The 18,566-nt window shown below is 65.2% G+C and carries 17 protein-coding genes; 7 read left to right on the forward strand and 10 right to left on the reverse strand.

Annotation, left to right across the window (positions count from 1 at the left end):
* Nucleotides 1-27: 27 nt before the first annotated feature.
* Nucleotides 28-354, reverse strand: coding sequence for an NIPSNAP family protein (locus I6F24_RS22510; protein ID WP_057030503.1), 327 nt, complete (start codon nucleotides 352-354; stop codon nucleotides 28-30).
* Nucleotides 355-569: 215 nt separating this feature from the next.
* Here I6F24_RS22510 and I6F24_RS22515 point away from each other — a divergent pair, with 215 nt between their 5' ends.
* On the forward strand, nucleotides 570-2,228 hold the full coding sequence (locus I6F24_RS22515; protein ID WP_225151718.1) for a hypothetical protein: 1,659 nt from the start codon (nucleotides 570-572) through the stop codon (nucleotides 2,226-2,228).
* 42 nt (nucleotides 2,229-2,270) lie between these two features.
* Here I6F24_RS22515 and I6F24_RS22520 read toward each other — a convergent pair whose 3' ends face one another.
* The 3 genes from I6F24_RS22520 to tpiA form a co-directional block, all read right to left on the reverse strand.
* A complete protein-coding gene (locus tag I6F24_RS22520; RefSeq protein ID WP_036025189.1) occupies nucleotides 2,271-3,902 on the reverse strand; it encodes a CTP synthase in 1,632 nt (543 codons plus the stop codon).
* Nucleotides 3,903-4,068: 166 nt separating this feature from the next.
* Entirely contained in the window at nucleotides 4,069-4,452 is a 384-nt protein-coding gene (secG, locus tag I6F24_RS22525) for a preprotein translocase subunit SecG (protein ID WP_036009912.1), read from the reverse strand.
* Between the two features lie 140 nt (nucleotides 4,453-4,592).
* Nucleotides 4,593-5,348 (reverse strand): triose-phosphate isomerase, encoded by a 756-nt coding sequence (tpiA, locus tag I6F24_RS22530; protein WP_225151720.1) that lies wholly within the window; start codon nucleotides 5,346-5,348, stop codon nucleotides 4,593-4,595.
* A gap of 223 nt (nucleotides 5,349-5,571) precedes the next feature.
* Between tpiA and I6F24_RS22535 the strand changes: the two genes are divergently transcribed.
* The 5 genes from I6F24_RS22535 (at nucleotide 5,572) to I6F24_RS22555 (ending at nucleotide 12,773) form a co-directional block, all read left to right on the forward strand.
* A complete protein-coding gene (locus I6F24_RS22535; protein ID WP_109143635.1) occupies nucleotides 5,572-7,470 on the forward strand; it encodes a SurA N-terminal domain-containing protein in 1,899 nt (632 codons plus the stop codon).
* A gap of 14 nt (nucleotides 7,471-7,484) precedes the next feature.
* Nucleotides 7,485-8,498 (forward strand): anthranilate phosphoribosyltransferase, encoded by a 1,014-nt coding sequence (gene trpD, locus I6F24_RS22540; protein ID WP_036025193.1) that lies wholly within the window; start codon nucleotides 7,485-7,487, stop codon nucleotides 8,496-8,498.
* 8 nt (nucleotides 8,499-8,506) lie between these two features.
* The gene (gene trpC, locus I6F24_RS22545) at nucleotides 8,507-9,328 is read left to right on the forward strand and encodes an indole-3-glycerol phosphate synthase TrpC (RefSeq protein WP_109143634.1); all 822 of its coding nucleotides are present in this window, start codon (nucleotides 8,507-8,509) and stop codon (nucleotides 9,326-9,328) included.
* A gap of 1 nt (nucleotide 9,329) precedes the next feature.
* The gene (moaC, locus tag I6F24_RS22550; protein ID WP_109143633.1) at nucleotides 9,330-9,863 is read left to right on the forward strand and encodes a cyclic pyranopterin monophosphate synthase MoaC; all 534 of its coding nucleotides are present in this window, start codon (nucleotides 9,330-9,332) and stop codon (nucleotides 9,861-9,863) included.
* A 177-nt stretch (nucleotides 9,864-10,040) separates the two neighbouring features.
* Nucleotides 10,041-12,773 (forward strand): EAL domain-containing protein, encoded by a 2,733-nt coding sequence (locus I6F24_RS22555; RefSeq protein WP_225151722.1) that lies wholly within the window; start codon nucleotides 10,041-10,043, stop codon nucleotides 12,771-12,773.
* On the opposite strand, the gene I6F24_RS22560 is transcribed toward I6F24_RS22555, so the two are convergent.
* Nucleotides 12,770-13,381, reverse strand: coding sequence for an RNA polymerase sigma factor (locus tag I6F24_RS22560; protein ID WP_225151724.1), 612 nt, complete (start codon nucleotides 13,379-13,381; stop codon nucleotides 12,770-12,772). The two genes, I6F24_RS22555 and I6F24_RS22560, sit on opposite strands and share 4 nt — an antisense overlap.
* A 312-nt stretch (nucleotides 13,382-13,693) precedes the next feature.
* Nucleotides 13,694-14,035, reverse strand: a complete 342-nt coding sequence (locus I6F24_RS22565; protein ID WP_225133725.1) for a hypothetical protein — start codon at nucleotides 14,033-14,035, stop codon at nucleotides 13,694-13,696.
* Between I6F24_RS22565 and I6F24_RS22570 the strand changes: the two genes are divergently transcribed.
* Complete coding sequence (locus tag I6F24_RS22570) at nucleotides 14,034-14,279, forward strand: hypothetical protein (protein WP_225151726.1); 246 nt, start codon at nucleotides 14,034-14,036, stop codon at nucleotides 14,277-14,279. The two genes, I6F24_RS22565 and I6F24_RS22570, sit on opposite strands and share 2 nt — an antisense overlap.
* A gap of 32 nt (nucleotides 14,280-14,311) precedes the next feature.
* Here I6F24_RS22570 and I6F24_RS22575 read toward each other — a convergent pair whose 3' ends face one another.
* The 4 genes from I6F24_RS22575 to I6F24_RS22590 are packed head-to-tail and all read right to left on the reverse strand — an operon-like array spanning nucleotide 14,312 to nucleotide 18,527.
* Entirely contained in the window at nucleotides 14,312-15,073 is a 762-nt protein-coding gene (locus tag I6F24_RS22575) for a cytochrome c family protein (RefSeq protein ID WP_225151728.1), read from the reverse strand.
* An 11-nt stretch (nucleotides 15,074-15,084) separates the two neighbouring features.
* Nucleotides 15,085-15,792: an iron reductase gene (locus tag I6F24_RS22580; RefSeq protein ID WP_225151730.1), complete on the reverse strand. Its 708-nt coding sequence runs from the start codon at nucleotides 15,790-15,792 to the stop codon at nucleotides 15,085-15,087.
* Between the two features lies 1 nt (nucleotide 15,793).
* Nucleotides 15,794-17,797, reverse strand: a complete 2,004-nt coding sequence (locus tag I6F24_RS22585) for an FAD-binding oxidoreductase (protein WP_225151732.1) — start codon at nucleotides 17,795-17,797, stop codon at nucleotides 15,794-15,796.
* 22 nt (nucleotides 17,798-17,819) lie between these two features.
* Complete coding sequence (locus I6F24_RS22590) at nucleotides 17,820-18,527, reverse strand: Spy/CpxP family protein refolding chaperone (protein ID WP_225151734.1); 708 nt, start codon at nucleotides 18,525-18,527, stop codon at nucleotides 17,820-17,822.
* Nucleotides 18,528-18,566 lie beyond the last annotated feature (39 nt).

Below are 18,566 nucleotides of genomic sequence, written 5' to 3' on the forward strand. Positions count from 1 at the left end.
GCGCCAGGGTTCCCTGTCCGCTGCCTGCTACTTCACCGCCGAGAAGGCGGTCGGCGCCAGGATCTGGCTGACGATGTTAGCGACGATCTGGCCGTCGGCTTCGCTCTCGGCGCGCGCCTTCATCCAGTCCGGATCGGTCATGAACGCGCCCCACTTCTTCTCGCGCTCGGCAAGCGAGTCCCAGGCGAGGAAATAGGTCAGCTCCTGGTTGGATTCGCCGATCAGGGTGGTGAAGAACCCGGCCTGCTTGATGCCATGCTTCTCCCAGATCTTGAGCGTGGCGGTCTCGAACCGTTTGAGCAATGCCGGTAGGCGGCCGGGCACGCAACGATAGACGCGCATTTCGTAGATCATTCTTGCTCCCTCCCTGGCAGGAGCGGCGGTTATACCCTCTGGCCACAACTCTGTCTTGAGCCTCACCCGGGGCCCCCTCATGGCGTTCCGCGCATAGCTCGATAGCGCGGGGCCGGCGCTCTTGATAATGTGCAGGCTCGGTCAGGGCGCATCAGCCGCCGACGGCCCGAGAGCAATCGGCAAAACGACCAAAGCGATCAAAGGGGGCGAAGGCAATGACCTATTTTGATCTCGGACCCTACAGCCGCACAATCACCACGACTTCGCCCGATGCGCAGCTCTGGTTTGACCGAGGGCTCAACTGGGTGTTCGGATTCAACCACGGCGAGGCGATCAAATGTTTTCGCAAGGCGCTCGAGTTCGATAGCAGCTGCGCGATGGCGCATTGGGGCATCGGCTACGCCGCGGGTCCCAACTACAACCTGCCCTGGGTCCGCTATGACGCACAAGGCCGTCAATTGGCGCTGGCGGGATCATACGATGCGACGCAGGACGCCCTCGCGCAGGCGGAGAGGGCGAGCCCGGTCGAGCAAGCGCTGATCCGCGCCTTGTCGGCGCGCTATCCGCAGCGTGAAGCGATCGAGGACATGGCGCCGTGGGACAAGGCCTTCACGCGAGAGATGCGAAAGGTCTTCGCCACGTATCCCGAAGATCTCGAGGTCCGAGCCATCTTTGCCGAATCGATCATGAACGAGACGCCGTGGCTGATGTGGGACCTTGAGTCTGGAGAACCCACCAAGGGCGCTGGCACCGAGGAATGCAGGGCCGTGCTCGAACAAGCTTTCGATCGATGGCCGGCTGCGTGGAATCATCCGGGGCTGCTCCATCTCTACGTCCACCTCATGGAGATGTCGCCCTTCCCGCAAAAGGCGATGCGGGCTGGGGACCGGCTGCGCGGGATCGCCCCCGATAGCGGCCATCTGATCCACATGCCGACGCATCTCGACGTGCTGTGCGGGCAGTACAACGACGTCCTGCTCTACAATCAGAAGGCGCTGGCGACCGACCGCAGATTCCTCGCTTATTCGGACGATCCGGGTGTCTACCTGGTCTATGTCATCCACAACTTCCACTTCGCCATCTACGGCGCGATGTTCCTGGGTCAATACGCCCCCGCTATCGCAGCGGCGGAGGAACTCATTGCCACCGTGCCCGAGCCAGTGCTGCGCATTCAATCGCCCCCCATGGCGGACTTCCTGGAAGGCTACTTGACGATGAAGCAGCACGTTCTCGTGCGTTTCGGCAAATGGCACGACATCATTGCCCAACAGCTACCGGAGGATCGCGAGCTATACTGCTCCGTGACGGCAATGATCCACTACGCCAAGGCGGTGGCTCATTCAGCGCTTGGCCACGTCACTGAGGCCGAAACCGAGAAAGCGTTGTTCGCTCAGGCGAAGACACGCGTGCCGGAGAGCCGGCTCGTGCACAACAACAAGGTCGTCGCCCTGCTCGGCGTGGCCGAAGCCATGTTGAATGGCGAACTGGAATATCGCAAAGCCAATTACGACTTCGCGTTCGCGGAGCTGCGCAGATCGGTCGCGCTCAGCGACGCCTTGCCCTATGACGAGCCGTGGGGATGGATGCAGCCACCGCGTCACGCACTCGGCGCGCTGCTGCTGGAGCAGGGACGAATCGAGGAAGCCGAGGCAGTGTACCGTTCCGATCTCGGCCTCGATGGAAAGCTGAGCCGGGCCTGCCAGCATCCCGACAATCTGTGGTCGCTTCACGGCTTGCACGAATGTCTCATGCGGCGTGGCGACAGCGCCGAGAGGCCGCTGATCAAGCAGCGACTTGACCTCGCCCAGTCGCGCGCGGAGGTGCCGATCAAGGCATCTTGCTTCTGCCGCAGGATGGACATCGCGGCCGCGTAGCCGGACGTGCGAGCAAGACTTTGTCAGGGCAGACCGAGCCGGCTACACCAGCCGGCTCTGCTTCGCCGCCGCCTCGATGAACGAAGCGAACAGCGGATGCGGCTCAAAGGGGCGCGACTTCAGCTCGGGGTGGAACTGGACGCCGATGAACCAGGGGTGATCCTCGTACTCGACGATTTCAGGCAGCACGCCGTCGGGCGAGAGGCCTGAGAACTTCAAGCCGTGCTGCTCGAGGCGGTCCTTGTAGGCGGTGTTGACCTCGTAGCGATGGCGGTGACGCTCGGAAATCTCGGTCGCGCCACCATAGACCTGCGAGACGCGGCTGCCCCGGTTCAGCGTTGCCGGGTAGGCGCCAAGCCGCATCGTGCCGCCGAGATCGCCGGCCTGCGAGCGCTTCTCCAGCTCGTTGCCGCGCAGCCATTCCGTCATCAGGCCGACCAGCGGCTCCTTGGTCGGGCCGAACTCGGTGGAGTTGGCGTCCTCGATGCCGACGAGGTTTCGCGCGGCCTCGATCACCGCCATCTGCATGCCGAAGCAGATGCCGAAATACGGCACGTCGCGCTCGCGCGCGAACTGCGCCGCCCTGATCTTGCCCTCTGCGCCGCGCTGGCCGAAGCCGCCGGGCACCAGGATGCCGTTGACGTGCTCGAGGAACGGCGCCGGATCCTCCTTCTCGAAGATCTCGCTCTCGATCCAGTCGAGATTGACCTTCACCTTGTTGGCGATGCCGCCATGCGAGAGCGCCTCGATCAGCGACTTATACGCATCCTTCATGCCGGTGTACTTGCCGACGATGGCGATGGTGACGTTGCCCTCGGGATTGCGGATGCGCTCGTTGATCTCCTGCCAGCTGCGCAGCTCCGGCGGAATCCGCGAGCCGATGCCGAAGGCAGCGAGCACTTCGTCGTCGAGGCCCGCATTGTGGTAGGCCTCGGGGACCGCGTAGATGTTGTCGACGTCGCGCGCCTCGATCACGGCGCTTTCGCGCACGTTGCAGAACAGCCCGAGCTTGCGCCGCTCTTCCTTCGGGATCTCGCGGTCGGTGCGGCAGAGCAGGATGTCCGGCTGGATGCCGATCGAGCGCAGCTCCTTCACCGAGTGCTGCGTCGGCTTCGTCTTCAATTCGCCGGCGCTGGGAATATAGGGCAGCAGCGTCAGATGGATGTAGACGGCGTGATCGCGCGGCAGCTCGTTCTTGAGCTGGCGGATCGCCTCGAAGAACGGCAGGCCCTCGATGTCGCCGACGGTGCCGCCGATCTCGACCAGCACGAAGTCGTAATCGTCGTTGCCGTCGAGGACGAATTCCTTGATGGCATTGGTGACGTGCGGAACAACCTGGATGGTCGCGCCGAGATAATCGCCGCGGCGCTCCTTGGAGATGATGTCCTGGTAGATGCGTCCCGTGGTGATGTTGTCGGCCTTGGTCGCGGGACGGCCGGTGAAGCGCTCGTAGTGACCGAGATCGAGATCGGTCTCCGCGCCGTCATCGGTCACGAACACTTCGCCGTGCTGATACGGCGACATCGTTCCGGGATCGAGGTTGAGATAGGGGTCGAGCTTGCGGAGGCGGACCTTGTAGCCTCGGGCCTGCAGCAGGGCACCCAGTGCCGCCGAAGCCAGACCCTTGCCGAGCGAAGAAACCACGCCGCCGGTGATGAATATGTACCGCGCCATGGGACTTAACCTCTAATCCCCTAAATACGATTCGCCAAAGCGATTCGTATTCCGCCCCAAAGATTTTGCGGGCCTGTGGGTGAGCCGAAACGAAGAGTGATGACAGTGCCTTCATGGGGATTGTTGATGCAGGACGGTAGCCACCGCCCTGCATGGCCCCCCTGCTTTATTGCGAGCGCGGCACCTGAGGACCGGTCGGAGCCGGCGCCTGCTGCTGCTCGTCGGCCTTCTTCAGCGAATCCAGGATGCCGCCCGAGGTCGGCGGCGCGATGGGCGACCCGCCGGCCGGCTGGGTCTGCGAGGGCTGGCCGATGATCGACGACGGCTTGCGGTCGTAACCGGCATACCAGGACAGGAACAGGCTGGTGAGGAAGAAGCCGACGGCCAGGATCGCGGTGGTCCGCGTCAGAAGGTTCGCCGTGCCGCGGCTCGACATGAAGCCCGCGCCGCCGCCCATGCCGAGGCCGCCGCCTTCCGACTTCTGGAGCAGGACGGCACCGATCATGACGGCGACGATCATGAGGTGGATGACGATGACAACGGTCTGCATGATATCCTTCCGTCACAAGCGGGCGGCGCCTGACGGCGGCCGATCGCGCTTCGCGGGTTTTCCTGAAGTTGCGCGGTGTTACACGATCGGAGGGGGCAATGCCACCCCCGATCGGGCCCGGTCCCGCGGTTTGGACTTAGCTAGGGGCAGCCCTTGGCGATCGCAAGGAAATCGGCCGCCTTCAGGCTGGCACCGCCGACCAGAGCCCCATTGACGTTCTTCACCGCCATCAGCTCGGCCGCGTTCGAGGGCTTGACCGAGCCGCCGTAGAGGATTCGCATCGTCGCGCCCTCAGCCTTGAACCGGGAGATCAGGAGTTCCCGGATAAACCCATGAATCTGCTCGACATCCTTGGCTGTGGGGGTCAGCCCGGTGCCGATCGCCCAGACCGGTTCATAGGCCACGACCAGATTGGCCGCCGCCGAGCCATCTGGCAGCGAGCCGTCGAGCTGGCCGCGCAGGATGTCCAGGGTCTGGCCGGCGTCGCGCTGGCCCTGCGTTTCGCCGATGCAGACGATCGCAACCGCCCCGGCGCGCCAGGCCGCCTCGGCCTTCTGCCGGATCAGCGCGTCGCCCTCCCCGTGGTCGGCGCGGCGCTCGGAATGGCCAACGATGATGGCGGTCGCGCCTGCATCGGCGAGCATTTCGGCGGCGATATCGCCGGTGTGGGCGCCGGAGGCCTTGGGGTGGCAGTCCTGGGCCCCGACCGCGACCTTCTTGCCGCGCGCCTTCTCGGCGAACGCCGCAACCAGGGTCGCCGGCGGGCAGACCAGCAGGTCGGCCTTGCCAGCCACGTCTGCCGCGCCGTTGAGCATGGCGTCGAATTCAGCAGCCTGGGCTCTCAGGCCGTTCATTTTCCAATTGCCGGCGATCAGCGGTCGGATGGCGTCGGTCATGTCAATGTCCAGCAGAATGAGGTTTGTTCATGCGCTAGCAGAGGTGCTCCTGCAGTTCCAGAGACCAGAGGCCCTTTCGCCGCAGCTTCAAGCGGTCGCCCGGGGCGAGGTTGCGGGGGGAAAGCCGCCACTTTATGATGATCTATCAATTTGGTGACGCGCTTTTGCGGAATCTGCATTAAGACGCGCACCGTTCCCCTCCTGACCAAACAAGTTGGACCAAATGCTCCGAGGAATACGCAAGGCCTCATCGAACTGGCTCGGCAAGATCGTTATGGCCGTGGTGATGGGCGTGTTGATCATCAGTTTCGGCATTTGGGGCATTGCCGACATCTTCAAGGGCTTCGGCCAGTCCACGGTCGCCAAGATCGGCAGCACCGAGATCTCGCTCAACGAGTTCCGCCAGATCTACACCGACCGCCTGCAACAGATCAGCCGCCAGTTCGGCCGTCCGTTGACGCCCGACCAAGCGCGCGCGTTCGGCCTTGACCGCCAGGTGCTGCAGCAGACCATTGCCGAGGCCGCGCTCGACGAAGAGGCGCGCCGGCTCGGCCTCGGCCAATCCGACGAGCAGATCCGCCAGCTCATCATGAACGACCCCAACTTCAAGGGTATCGGCGGCAATTTCGACCCCAATCGCTTCCAAGCCTTGATCCGCAATTTCGGCTACACCGAGCAGCGCTATGTCGCCGAGCAGCGCAAGGTATCGCTGCGCCGGCAGATCACCGGCACGGTCGGCGCCGGCCTCGAGCCCCCGAAGGCCATGGTCGACGTCCTGACGCGCTACCAGAACGAACAACGCTCGATTGAATTCGTCCGGCTCGATGCCGCGCAGGCCGGTCCGATCGACCCGCCCTCGCCCGAGGCGCTTGCCGCCTATTTCGAGGATCACAAGGTCCAGTTCCGCGCGCCCGAATATCGCAAGATCTCCTTCGTCGTGGTCTCGCCGGAAGAAATCGGCAAATGGACCGAGGTCTCGGACGAGGATGCCCGGAAGATGTTCGAGCAGCGCAAGGACCGGCTCGGCACGCCTGAGAAGCGCCAGATCCAGCAGATCGTCTTTCCGAACGTTGCCGAAGCGCAGGCCGCTCGCGAGCGCCTCGTCGGCGGCACGTCGTTCGAGGACATCGGCAAGGAACGCGGGCTGAGCGCCTCCGACGTCGACCTGGGGCTTGTGACTAAGTCTTCGCTCGCGCCCGCCGTCGGCGATGCCGCGTTCGCGCTGCCTGCCGGCGAGATCAGCCAGCCGATCCAGAGCGGGCTCGGCGTTGCGATCGTCAGGGTCGACAAGATCGAGCCGGGCGCCGAGGCCGACTACGCCAAGCTTGCCGGCGACATCAAGCGCGAGATCGCGACTGAGCGTGCACGCGTCAAGGTCGCCGACCTCCGCGACAAGATGGAAGACGAGCGTGGCGGCGGCTCCAGCGTGATCGACGCGGCGCAGAAGCTCGGCCTCACCGCCGTGACCATCGAGGCCGTCGACCGCTCCGGCCGCGCCCCGAACGGCCAGCCGGTCGCCAACATCCCGCAGGGCCTCGACGTGGTTTCGCAGGCCTTCAACACCGACGTCGGCGTCGACAACGACGCGATATCGTTCAAGGGTGGCTATGTCTGGTACGACGTGCTCGCCATCACGCCCTCGCGGGACCGCAATCTCGACGAGGTCCGCGACCAGGTCGAGGCGCGCTGGCGCCAGGACCAGATCGCCGCCAAGCTGAAGGCCAAGGCGACCGAGATGGTGCAAAAGCTCGATGCGGGCGGCAAGCTCGCCGACGAGGCCACCGCCGTCGGCGCCAAGGTCGAGACCGCGACGGGCTTCAAGCGCGACGACTCGCCCGCCGGCGTGCCCGGCACCGTCGTGGCGGCGGCCTTCCGCACCGCCAAGGACGGCATCGGACAGACGGCCGTGAGCGGCGGCAGCGAGGTGATCGTGTTCCGCGTCACCGACATCGTCGATCCCGCGGTCGACTTTGCCTCCGACGCGGTCAAGAAGCTGAAGGAGAGCCTCGACCGCGCCCAAACCGAGGAGCAGGTCGCTTCCTACGTCAACAAGCTTGAAACCGACATCGGGACCACCATTAATCAGGCCGCCTTCGCGCAGGTGACCGGCGCGAACCAGTGAGTTGAAAGCACGCGATGGACGACCTGAAATCGATCATTGGAAAAGTGGCGACCGGCGCCAGCCTGTCGCGTGACGAAGCCGCTTCCGCCTTCGATGCCATGATGAGCGGCGAGGCCACGCCCTCGCAGATGGGCGGGCTCTTGATGGCGCTGCGGGTGCGCGGCGAGACCGTGGACGAGATCACCGGCGCGGTCGCGGCGATGCGCGCGAAGATGCTGACCGTGCAGGCGCCGCCGGAGGCAGTCGACATCGTCGGCACCGGCGGCGACGGCTCCGGCTCGGTCAACGTCTCGACTTGCGCGTCCTTCATCGTCGCGGGCGCCGGCGTGCCCGTGGCCAAGCACGGCAACCGCGCGCTGTCGTCGCGCTCGGGCGCCGCCGACGTGCTGGCCTCGCTCGGGGTGAAGATCGATCTCAAGCCGGAGCAGGTCGGCCGCTGCGTGCGCGAATGCGGCATCGGCTTCATGTTTGCCCCCGCCCACCATCCCGCCATGAAGAACGTCGGCCCGACCCGGGTCGAGCTCGCCACGCGCACGATCTTCAATCTGCTCGGTCCCCTGTCGAATCCGGCCGGCGTGAAACGGCAGATGGTCGGCGTGTTCTCCAGGCAATGGGTACAGCCGCTGGCGCAGGTGCTGAAGAATCTCGGCTCCGACTCCGCCTGGGTGGTGCACGGGTCCGATGGTCTCGACGAGATCACCCTCACCGGCCCGACCTTCGTCTCCGCGCTCCACAACGGCGAGATCCGGAATTTCGAGGTGACGCCGGAGGAAGCCGGGCTCCCGCGTTGCGAGGCCGGTGCGCTCAAAGGCGGTGACGCCGATGCCAACGCGATCGCGTTGCAGAGCGTGCTCGACGGCAAGCCGAGCCCCTATCGCGACGTGGCGCTGCTCAACGCAGCCGCCGCGCTGGTCGTGGCCGGCCGCGCCAAGGACCTCAAGGAGGGCGTCGCGATCGGCGTCCGCTCGATCGACAGCGGCGCAGCCAACGCGAAGCTGAAGCACCTGGTCACGGTCTCCAAGAGCTGAACTCCCGCATGTCCGACATCCTGACCAAGATCGAGAGCTACAAGCGCGAGGAGATCGCGGCGGCGAAGCGAGCGCGTCCGCTCTCCACCGTTGAGGCGCAGGCCAAGGCCGCCTCCGCGCCGCGCGGCTTCCTGCGCGCGATCAAGGCAAAGCACGCCAACGGCGGCTACGCGCTGATTGCCGAGATCAAGAAGGCCTCGCCCTCCAAGGGACTCATTCGCGCCGATTTCGACCCGCCGGCACTCGCAAAGGCCTATGAAGCCGGCGGCGCTGCCTGCCTGTCGGTGCTGACCGACACGCCCTCGTTCCAGGGCCATCTCGACTTCATGGTAGCCGCGCGCGAAGCAACCTCGCTCCCCGTGCTGCGCAAGGATTTCCTGTTCGATCCCTATCAGGTGGTCGAGGCCCGCGCACACGGCGCCGACTGCATCCTGATCATCATGGCGGCGCTCGATGACGCCGCGGCAAGAGACCTCGAAGACGCCGCCCTCGCCTACGGCATGGACGTCTTGATCGAGATCCATGACCGCGCCGAGCTCGACCGGGCGCTGAGACTTCGCTCGCCGATGATCGGGGTCAACAACCGTAATCTTCGGACCTTCGAAACCACGCTCGCGACCAGCGAGGCCTTGGCGCCGCTGATCCCTTCGGACCGGCTGATGGTCGGCGAGAGCGGCATCTTCACGCCCGCCGACCTCGCCCGGCTCGAGCGCGTCGGTATGTCGACGTTCCTGGTCGGCGAGAGCCTGATGCGGCAGGCCGACGTCACGGCGGCGACGCGCGCGCTGCTCGTGCGCGAGGCGACGGCGCGCGCGGCGGGCACGCGCTGACATGGCGCGCAAGCCGGCGAAGACCATTTCAGCCAAGACGAAGCAGGCCAAAGCAAAGGCCGGCCCCGCCCTCACCCATATCGGCGCCTCCGGCGAGGCGCGGATGGTCGACGTCTCGGACAAGCCAGCGACGGAGCGGCTGGCGGTCGCCGAGGGCCGCGTCGTCATGACCAAGACGACGCTCGATCTGATCGTGTCCGGCAACGCCAAGAAAGGCGACGTGCTCGGCACCGCGCGCATCGCCGGCATCATGGCCGCCAAGCGCACCTCGGAGCTGATCCCGCTCTGCCATCCGCTCGCCCTGTCGAAGGTCATTGTCGGTATCGAGCCTGACGCCAAGCTGCCGGGCTGCGTGGTACGGGCCACCGTGAAGGTGACGGGACCGACCGGCGTCGAGATGGAGGCGCTCACGGCGGTGTCGGTCGCCTGCCTCACCATCTACGACATGATCAAGGCCGTCGAGCGCGGCGTGCGCATCGAGGGCATCCATCTGGTCGAGAAGCTCGGCGGCAAATCCGGCCATTACCGCGCCTGAAGCGGGCTTGCGTTAGCGCCCCACTTTCGCGCCGCGCGCATGGTTTGCTTTTGCGCGCGAGTATTCACGTCTCGTTAACCGCGCTTCCTAACTTTACTTCCACACCGTCACCGTAAACCAACGGATGTTCTCAGGGTCCTGAATTGATCCTGACGTGTGCGCGGCAACGAATCCAGCATGAAGATGAAATTCGGCAGTCGTCTCTTTGACCAGGTCTTCGTGCGCAGCGGCCCGATCCGCTGGCTTGTGGTTGGCGGCACGCTGCTGATCGCGGCCATCGCCATAGGCTCGGTCCTGATGGCGCAGAACTTCCGGGAGCGGGCGCTGCGCAATTCCGGCCGCGAGCTGGAAAACACCGTGCTGCTGCTTGCTCATCATTTCGATCAGCAATTGCAGGATTTCGCCGTCATCCAGAAGGGTTTCGTCGACTACGTCCGCACCACCGGAATTACCACCGGAGAGGAGTATCGCAAGCGCCTCTCGGGCGAGGACGTGCACCGGATGCTGCGGTCGAAGATCGAGGCGCTGCCCTATATGGGCGGTCTCAACATCATCGATGCCGAAGGCAATCTGATCAATTCGTCGACCGCATGGCCGACGCCCAAGGTGAATGTCGCCGATCGCGCCTACTTCCGCACTTTCAAGTACGATCCCAATGCACCTGATGTCCTGATCGAGCCGCTGCACAGCCGCGTCTCCGGTGCGTGGACCATTCTGGTGGCCCGGAGGGTCGTCGGGCCACGCGGCGAGTTCCTCGGCGTGGTCGGACGCGGGATCGAGCCCGCCAATTTCGAGAAATTCTTCGCCTCCGTGGTGCTCGGCGAAGGCGCGACGATCTCGATGCTGCATCGCGACGGCACACTGCTCGCCCGCTATCCGCAGTCCGGCGAATTGATGGGGCGAAACTTCAAGACCGGACCGTTCGAGCATCAAAGGGTGTTCGGGCTCGATCATTTCGCCGGCCGCTTCAACAGCCCCGTCGACGGCGAGGACCGGCTGATCTCCTCCCGTGCCCTGCCCCACTTCCCGATCCTGGTGATGGCCACCACGACGCGCGCAGCGGCCTTGGCTGACTGGCGCGAGCAGATCGGCATTCTGATCTCGATCGCAGCCTCTTCCGCGCTCGCGATCGCAGGCGTGCTGATTGCCGTCGTGCGCAAGCTGCTGGAGCAGCACCGCCTTTCGCGCGAACAGCTGACGCTGGAGAAGCAGCGGCTCGACCGCGCCGTCAACAACATGACGCAGGGCCTGTTGCTGTTCGATTCCGAGCAGCGGCTCGTGGTCTGCAACCAGCGCTACATCGAGATGTACGGCTTGTCGGCCGATGTCGTGAAGCCCGGCTGCAGCTTTCGCGACATCATCGCCCATCGCAAGACGACCGGCTCGTTTACCGGCGACGTCGATGCCTACGCCGCGCGCGTCCTGAAGGACATCCATCTCCGCAACTCCATGGTGGTCGATACCGCCGACGGCCGCTCGATCCACATCCTCAACGAGCCGCTCGCGGATGGCGGCTGGGTGGCGACCCACGAGGACATCACGGAGCGCCGGCGCATCGAGGAGCGCATCACCCACCTCGCCCATTACGACGCGCTGACGGACCTGCCCAACCGCGCCATGTTCCACGAGCATCTGCGGCAGGAGCTGGCCGCGGCCCGCGACGGCGAGCAGACCGCGGTGCACTACATCGACATCGACGAGTTCAAGGGCGTCAACGACGCGCTCGGCCATCTCATCGGCGACGAGCTGTTGAAATCGATCGCGACCAACCTCCGCCGCTGTGCGGGTCCCGCAGATTTCGTGGCGCGCCTCGGCGGCGACGAATTCGCCATCGTGCAGGGCGCGGTAACGTCGTTGGATCAGGTCAACGAGCTCGTCGCGCGCGTCTTCGAAACCATCCGCACGCCGGTCGACTGCATGGGCCATCATCTCACCAGCGACGCCAGCATCGGTATCGCGCTCGCGCCGGAACACGGCACGGCGCTCGACCAGATCCTGAAGAACGCGGACATGGCAATGTACGCGGCCAAGTCCGCCGGACGCCACACTTACCGCTTCTTCGAGCCGGACATGGACGCCAAGGTCCGCGAACGCCGCCAGCTCGAGGGCGACCTGCGCCACGCCATCGCGCAAGGAGATCGCGAAGGCGGGCTCGAGGTGTATTACCAGCCCTGCCTCGGCCTGAAGGACGACCGCATCACCGGCTGCGAGGCTTTGGTGCGCTGGCGCCATCCCGAGCGCGGCTGGGTCTCGCCGGCGGATTTCATCCCGATCGCCGAGGACACCGGCCTGATCAACGAGATCGGCGAATGGGTGCTGGCGACCGCGTGCCGGGACGCGGCAAGCTGGCCCGACGACATCCGTCTCGCCGTCAACGTCTCGCCGGTGCAGTTCAAGAGCGGCACGCTGGCGCTGAAGATCATGGCGGCGCTCGCCACGTCGAACCTGCCGGCGAGCCGACTCGAGCTCGAGATCACCGAGGCGGTCCTAATCCGCGACGACGATGCCGCGCTTGCCATCCTGCACCAGCTCCGCGCCATCGGCGTGCGCATCGCGCTCGACGATTTCGGCACCGGCTACTCGTCACTGAGCTATCTGCACCGCTTCCCGTTCGACAAGATCAAGATCGACCGCTGCTTCGTCGAGGACATCGCCCGTCCCGACGGCTCCGCCAGCATCGTTCAAGCCGTCGTCAACCTGGCGGCCGCCCGTCGCATGACCACGACGGCCGAGGGTGTCGAGACCGAGGAGCAGCAGCGCCTGCTGCGCACGCTCGGATGCTCCGAGATGCAGGGCTATTTGTTCAGCGCCGCCAAACCCGCCGACAAGATGCTGGAGCTGTTCGCACTGCACCGCAGCCGGCTCGCCCGGCGCGAAGGCAGCGAGAGCCGCCGCCGCGAGGTCGGTTAGGTCGGACCGCGGTTGTCGATGCAACGGCACTCCCAGAAGCTTTCCTCCAGGCAGACGACGCAAGTTTGCTCGAGGCGCTCTCTCAGCGCTTGTCGCGCCCGGTGCAGCCGAACGGTCAGGTTGTTCACGGTCACGCCGAGGTCGGCGGCAACGAAGTCCCGCGGCTCGCCGCCGAGATCGACCCTCCTGATGACCTCGGCATGATCAGGCTTCAGCAGGGACAGATGGATGTAGAGACACTCGCAGACCGCGGCATTCGCCGTGGCGTCCTGCTGGGCCGGCAGCCGATCGTTGAGCTCATGCGGGAACGGCATCTCCCGCGCCCTGCTCCTTGATGCCTGACGGTGGAAGTCGGCGATGGTCGTCGCCAGAACCCTGCTCAGCCAGCCGCGAACCGAATCCGCATCGCGAATGTCGCCAGACCGCTCCAATGCACGCAACATGAAGACCTGGAGCACCTCTTCCGCTTCGGCCCGACCGCCAAAGCGTCGCTGCAGGTAGCCGCGCAGGCGATCGTAGCTGTCGACGAGGGCAGAACGAACGACCGTGTCCTGCACGTCCAGGGAACCGGCTGCCTCTGGCGGCAGATTCTGGTTCGGCGATTTCATGACCTATTGTCCTTGCATGCCATTGGGCAAATCGCTTCGTCGCGGCGAAACTCGTCGGATCGCGCGCAAGCGCGATCCGCGGAGGCAGCAGCTCCCGATGAGAGTCGCGAGAGATCGTCGCTATCGTGCTCGCGCGGCGGCCTCGCCTTGGCCGCGAGCTAATGATCGCGCTATCGACGTTCTTCCGCGCAACGCGCAGCGTCACGCGAGTGCCCAGCGTATCGCCATCATCCGCCGGGTACGGCACCCGTCACAGACGTGTCGATCCGCGCTCGGACCTGGAGCGACGCAGTACGATCTTCGGGAGCCAGGTCAGGCGATGGGGGGGCGATAGTGGCGGCGGAACGCGCCTTCGTCGCCGATCGCGTCCGGCTGCGCCTCGCAGCGCGAATGCGGCGGCACGAACTCCGCGATCCCCGGCGCTTGGGGCGACACCGCGCTGAAGCACAACACCGAGCCACAGCAGGCCGCGTGGCGGTCGCCCGGTTCGTCCTGGTCGTCACAATGACCGTGCTTCGCAACGCCGTGCGAATGCACCGCCGATCCGGCAGCGATTTGATCGTGAGCATGCGCAGGCTGCTGGCACGGGATCGGAGTGAGGGGAACGACCGAGATCGCAAGCGACGGTGTCATCGACGCGAGCAGATAGGCCATGGCGACAAGCCATCCCCACCACAATCGTCTTGGCTTGATGGAGCCAATCATTCCTGCACCGTTGCTAACCCTGCAAAATATAACGCTGGTTGTATCACCGGCCAACAGAAAACGGCGCATGCTGAGTCAGCCATGCAGGACGGACCTTGCACCACATTCGTCCGGCGGAATTGTTGGCAGCGGCACCGGCCTTGGGCGGCCCATTGCAAAGCAGACCATGAAATATTTTTCGCTGGCCCTGTAATGTTGGAGGCCCACAAGCGTCGCCCTCACCCGTCAATGGTGCTTCATCCAGCCGACGCTCTTGACGTTATTGAACGAGTCCGTCATGTGGCACAGAAAGCATTGATCGACCGATGCGTGCTCTTGTCCGGCGATCATCCGATCCATCATGAAATGGCCCATATAGTGGCTCGGCGGCGCCTGATGGCATTGGGCGCAGTCCTTCGAGGTTGGCGACGGATGCAGGAAGCCCGCGATTTTCCAGGACGCGAGCGCATGGCAATCGGCGCATTCCCGTCCGAACAATCCGCGGTGCGGCTCCCGGTTGCTGTGGCAGTTGGCGCAATCGAGCGCGGCCTTTTCGGGCCAGTCGGACTTTGGCAGGCGCAGAAACTCGGTTAGATCGGCTCTCATTTGATCGACCGCGGTCCGGTCGAACACCTCTTTGCCGGAGGCCGCCATCGTGACTTGCAGCAATGACGCATGGTTCATGCTGATCGGCCGCAAACCGCCGGCATGCTCGCGATGGCAACCGGAACATTGACCGCCCACGACGGCATGAAACGCGGTCGATTGCTTAGCGAGATCCACGGCCGAAGGCGCATGACAGGTGATACAGGCGGCCGCCTCGACGCCTTTAACCGGCGTATGGCAGCTCTCACATCGGTCGGACAGAAACGCATGCTTGGCGGACAGCGGCCCGGGACTGACGAGCCTCGTCCAGCCCGGAACGAGACCAGGGTTGCCCCGGTACAGAGCAATCGATGCGACCGCCGCACCTGCGACCGCCAGGGTCGCGACCACGACATAGAGCATGCCCCGGACAGTCACGCGAGCCACCGCAGGCCATAATAGACCTCGGTCGCCACGTGCACCGCGAGCAGCGCGTACATGACGATCGCCGCGAGAATGTGCAGCCCGATCCACTGCATGAAGATCGCCTTGACCGCCTCGCTCGATCCGATCGCCGTTTCGAGATCGGAAATGCCGTCGACGAGTTGCAGCAGCGGCACATCCTGCAACGCCAGTGCATTCGTCCCGCCCCCATCTCGCTGGTCCCGATCGGGCGACGACATCGCCGCTGCGGAGCGCTCATAGGCCGACCTCAAGGTCGCCAGCTGCGACTGCTGCTGGCGCAGCTGAGCCGCGGTCTGCGGCAGGTAATAGCGGCCGACGAATCCGGTGACGACCACGATCAGCATGCTGGTCAGAAGGGCAATCCCGAGCGGGCTCTGGAGCTTGTGCCCGGTATGCAGCTGCGCGAGGAATGCAGCGACGATGCCGGCATAGGCGTGAAACGCCAGGAGCGTCGGCATCGACACGCATCGCGTGACGAGGGCCTTGAGCCTCGTGCTGTATTTCGTGATGGGATAGGCGAGGAGCAGGATCATCAGCGCGGCCGCGCTCGCGCCGAGGACGAAGCCGGCGAGGCTTCCTGCAAAACGGCTGTCTGAATGAAGCAGGAAAGCCGGCGCCAGCAGCAGCAGGGCCGCCAGCATGGCGTCGGCGATCAGGCGCTCTCTCCCGTTCATCATGTCAAGCCTCGACGACCAGATCCCCGACCGATCTCGCCTGGCAGGCCAGGATGAGACCGTTCGCCTGGTCCTCCGCGGTCAGGGCATCCTGGACCTCCATCGTCACGTTGCCTTGCAACAGATGCGTCTTGCAGACGCCGCAGACGCCCGCCCTGCAGGAATAGTCGATCGCAACGCCGACGCTCTCGGCAACCTCCAGCACGCTCTTGTCCGGCGGCAGCGCCGCCACCTTGCCGGATTTGGCAAAGCGAATGGTCGCCGTTGCCGGACCGACTGGCGCGGCGCCTCGGTTGCCCGCTTCTCCGTCCGCCGTTTGCGCTTCGCCGGCGGCGTTGACGGGCGGTGGAACAGCGCCGCGGGCCGGCCCGAAGGCTTCGGCCTTGATCTGCTCGCCCGGCACGCCGAGGCCGATCAGAGTTTTGCGGAGCGCATCCATCATTCCGGGCGGACCGCACAGATGGATGCGCCGCTTCGCAAGATCCGGCACCGCCTGCGTCAGGAATTCGGCCGTGATCTGCCCCTCGCGTCCCATCCAGGACGTGCCTGCGGCCCGCATCATCGTGGCCGCGACGTGCAGGTTGTTCATCCTGCGCTGGAGGTATTCCAATTCGTCCCGGAAGATGAACTGCTCGGTGGTCTGTGCGCCATAGACGAGGTAGATCTGGCCGGGCCAGGCGATGTCCGAGAGGTAGCGGATCGCCGCCATCAGCGGCGTGATGCCGACCCCGCCACCGATCAAGACGACGCTGTCGGCCTCCGTGCCCGTGAAGGTAAAGGCGCCGGATGGGCCCGTGACCTCGACGAGGTCCCCCTCCTTCAGCTGGCCGTGCATGTAGTCGGACAGCAGCCCGCCTTCCTGGCGCTTGATCGTGGTCTCGACATAGGCGGTCTGGGCCGCGGACGAGGCGATCGTGTAGGAGCGCCTGACCGTCTGTCCGTCATTCTCGATGGCATAGGTCAGGAACTGCCCGGGCAGGAACGTGAACGGAATCGCACCACCGTCCACCGCCTGCAGACGGAAGGTCTTCACGTCAGGCGTCTCGCGATAAATCGCGCAGACCCTCAGCTTGCCTTTCCAGGGGCCGCTCGCCGCACCGCGCGGCGGCCGGTGATCCGTCTCCCGCGAAGCTATCGTTCCGCCGCTGTCGTTCTGCGGGCCGGCGGCCGGCGTGGTGACAGGGGGCGTGCTCACGATTGGCGTGACCGCGGCCGGAGCCGCTGCCACGCGCGTCAGCCGGTCGACGAGCGCGTTCGCCCGGCGCATGCGCGCGACGTAAACGGCGAGCATCCCCACCGAGAACAGCGCCAGCAGCGCCATGGTGGAGACCTGAAACCAGGAGATACCGGTCGCGCCGTCTTCGGCATCCATGGTGCTGCGGGCAGGCAGCAGGTTCATTTGCGACTTGAACCAGGCCTGCGCGATCTCTCGCGGCGGCTTGCCTTCCTGAAGCGAACGCAGCGTGACCACGCCGCTCTGGACCGCGTTCAGGGACTCGCGAAGCCGGCGCGAGGCCTGATCCGCGGCGCCGATGTCGCCGCCGGCGATGGCGTGCCGCAGGTCCATTTCGGCATTCGCCAGGCGATCGGCCTCAGTGCTGATCCGCGCGCGCGCCTGGCTCTCCAGCGTGCTCCTCTGCTCGGCGGACAGCGCCGGCATGTCCATCAATGCCGGATAGAAGGCCTTGCGCGGCTGGCCCATCATGCCGTCCATTCCGCCCATCATTCCGGCGGATGAAGCGCCGGGCGACCCGCCAGCCGCGCGGCCGTCGCTCGCACTTGCAGATCCCTCCGGCTTCGGCCTCGCCTCGCCGCCGGCTCCGGCGGGATGGTGCGCCGCGTGATCGCCGTCTGCCTCCGCGACCTTCCAGCGTTGGGCGAACCTTTCGGCGGCAGGCATCAGGCCGCGGCCGACGTCGGATGCGGGCGCGGCCATCGCGGCGAGCTGACTCGCCAGGATGCCCAGCGCAAGCAGGCCGAAGCGACGTCGAAGGCACGGACCGGACATGATCTTACGTTCACATCGGCGGTCAGAACGATGCGATCAGAGGCAGCAGAATCGTGTCGGCGGTCTGCTTCTGACTTTCGTTCAGCGACGCGTAGAGCCGCGTATAGGCCAGGCGAGCCGATTTGATCGCTTCCAGACGCTCGGACAGATGCCGCTCGTAGTGCTCCAGACGATCCGTACTGCCGAGCTTGTCGTCCATGACGAGCATCTTGCGCGCTTCCAGGAGATGCTGCCGGCTCGACCGATAGGCGTCCGCGACGCCGTTCCAGTCTGCGCTCTGCTTGTCGCTGATCTGCAGCTCCGCCTTCAGGAAAGCGATCCGCCCTTCGATCCGCTCGGTCACATCGGCCGGACCGCTCATCGCGCCGCTGCCGCCGGATGAGCTCATCTGGCCGCGCATCATCTTCTCCATCATCTGCATCATCATCGGCATCATCTGCATCATGCCGGAGTTCTCCTGGCAGCCGGCGCCCTGACAGTCCCGCATCTGGCCTTGCGGCGACATCTTCATCTTGTCGTCGTTCATCCAGCCACCGCCCATGCTCTGAGATTGCCCTGCCGGCTGGCCCATGTTCATCTTGCTGCCGGAATTCGAGGAATCGGGCATCTTCATCTCATCCATCATCGCGATCCGATCAGAACCGGCGGAATATGCGGGCGAAGGGGCAACCGGCCCCAGGGCGAGCAGGGCGAGCGTGGCTGCGCTCATGACGAAATTTCTTGAGTTCATGTTCATTCTCCAGGTTCGATTCGGATGATTGTCTGCTCG

The organism is Bradyrhizobium sp. BRP23 (genome assembly GCF_020194135.1).
GTDB lineage: Bacteria > Pseudomonadota > Alphaproteobacteria > Rhizobiales > Xanthobacteraceae > Bradyrhizobium > Bradyrhizobium yuanmingense.

Coding starts and splice junctions, on each gene's coding strand:
- I6F24_RS22510 (WP_057030503.1), bottom strand. CDS start 354: ATGATCTACGAAATGCGCGTCTATCGTTGCGTGCCCGGCCGCCTACCG.
- I6F24_RS22515 (WP_225151718.1), top strand. CDS start 570: ATGACCTATTTTGATCTCGGACCCTACAGCCGCACAATCACCACGACT.
- I6F24_RS22520 (WP_036025189.1), bottom strand. CDS start 3,902: ATGGCGCGGTACATATTCATCACCGGCGGCGTGGTTTCTTCGCTCGGC.
- secG (WP_036009912.1), bottom strand. CDS start 4,452: ATGCAGACCGTTGTCATCGTCATCCACCTCATGATCGTCGCCGTCATG.
- tpiA (WP_225151720.1), bottom strand. CDS start 5,348: ATGACCGACGCCATCCGACCGCTGATCGCCGGCAATTGGAAAATGAAC.
- I6F24_RS22535 (WP_109143635.1), top strand. CDS start 5,572: ATGCTCCGAGGAATACGCAAGGCCTCATCGAACTGGCTCGGCAAGATC.
- trpD (WP_036025193.1), top strand. CDS start 7,485: ATGGACGACCTGAAATCGATCATTGGAAAAGTGGCGACCGGCGCCAGC.
- trpC (WP_109143634.1), top strand. CDS start 8,507: ATGTCCGACATCCTGACCAAGATCGAGAGCTACAAGCGCGAGGAGATC.
- moaC (WP_109143633.1), top strand. CDS start 9,330: ATGGCGCGCAAGCCGGCGAAGACCATTTCAGCCAAGACGAAGCAGGCC.
- I6F24_RS22555 (WP_225151722.1), top strand. CDS start 10,041: ATGAAGATGAAATTCGGCAGTCGTCTCTTTGACCAGGTCTTCGTGCGC.
- I6F24_RS22560 (WP_225151724.1), bottom strand. CDS start 13,381: ATGAAATCGCCGAACCAGAATCTGCCGCCAGAGGCAGCCGGTTCCCTG.
- I6F24_RS22570 (WP_225151726.1), top strand. CDS start 14,034: ATGGCGACAAGCCATCCCCACCACAATCGTCTTGGCTTGATGGAGCCA.
- I6F24_RS22565 (WP_225133725.1), bottom strand. CDS start 14,035: ATGGCCTATCTGCTCGCGTCGATGACACCGTCGCTTGCGATCTCGGTC.
- I6F24_RS22575 (WP_225151728.1), bottom strand. CDS start 15,073: ATGCTCTATGTCGTGGTCGCGACCCTGGCGGTCGCAGGTGCGGCGGTC.
- I6F24_RS22580 (WP_225151730.1), bottom strand. CDS start 15,792: ATGATGAACGGGAGAGAGCGCCTGATCGCCGACGCCATGCTGGCGGCC.
- I6F24_RS22585 (WP_225151732.1), bottom strand. CDS start 17,797: ATGTCCGGTCCGTGCCTTCGACGTCGCTTCGGCCTGCTTGCGCTGGGC.
- I6F24_RS22590 (WP_225151734.1), bottom strand. CDS start 18,527: ATGAACTCAAGAAATTTCGTCATGAGCGCAGCCACGCTCGCCCTGCTC.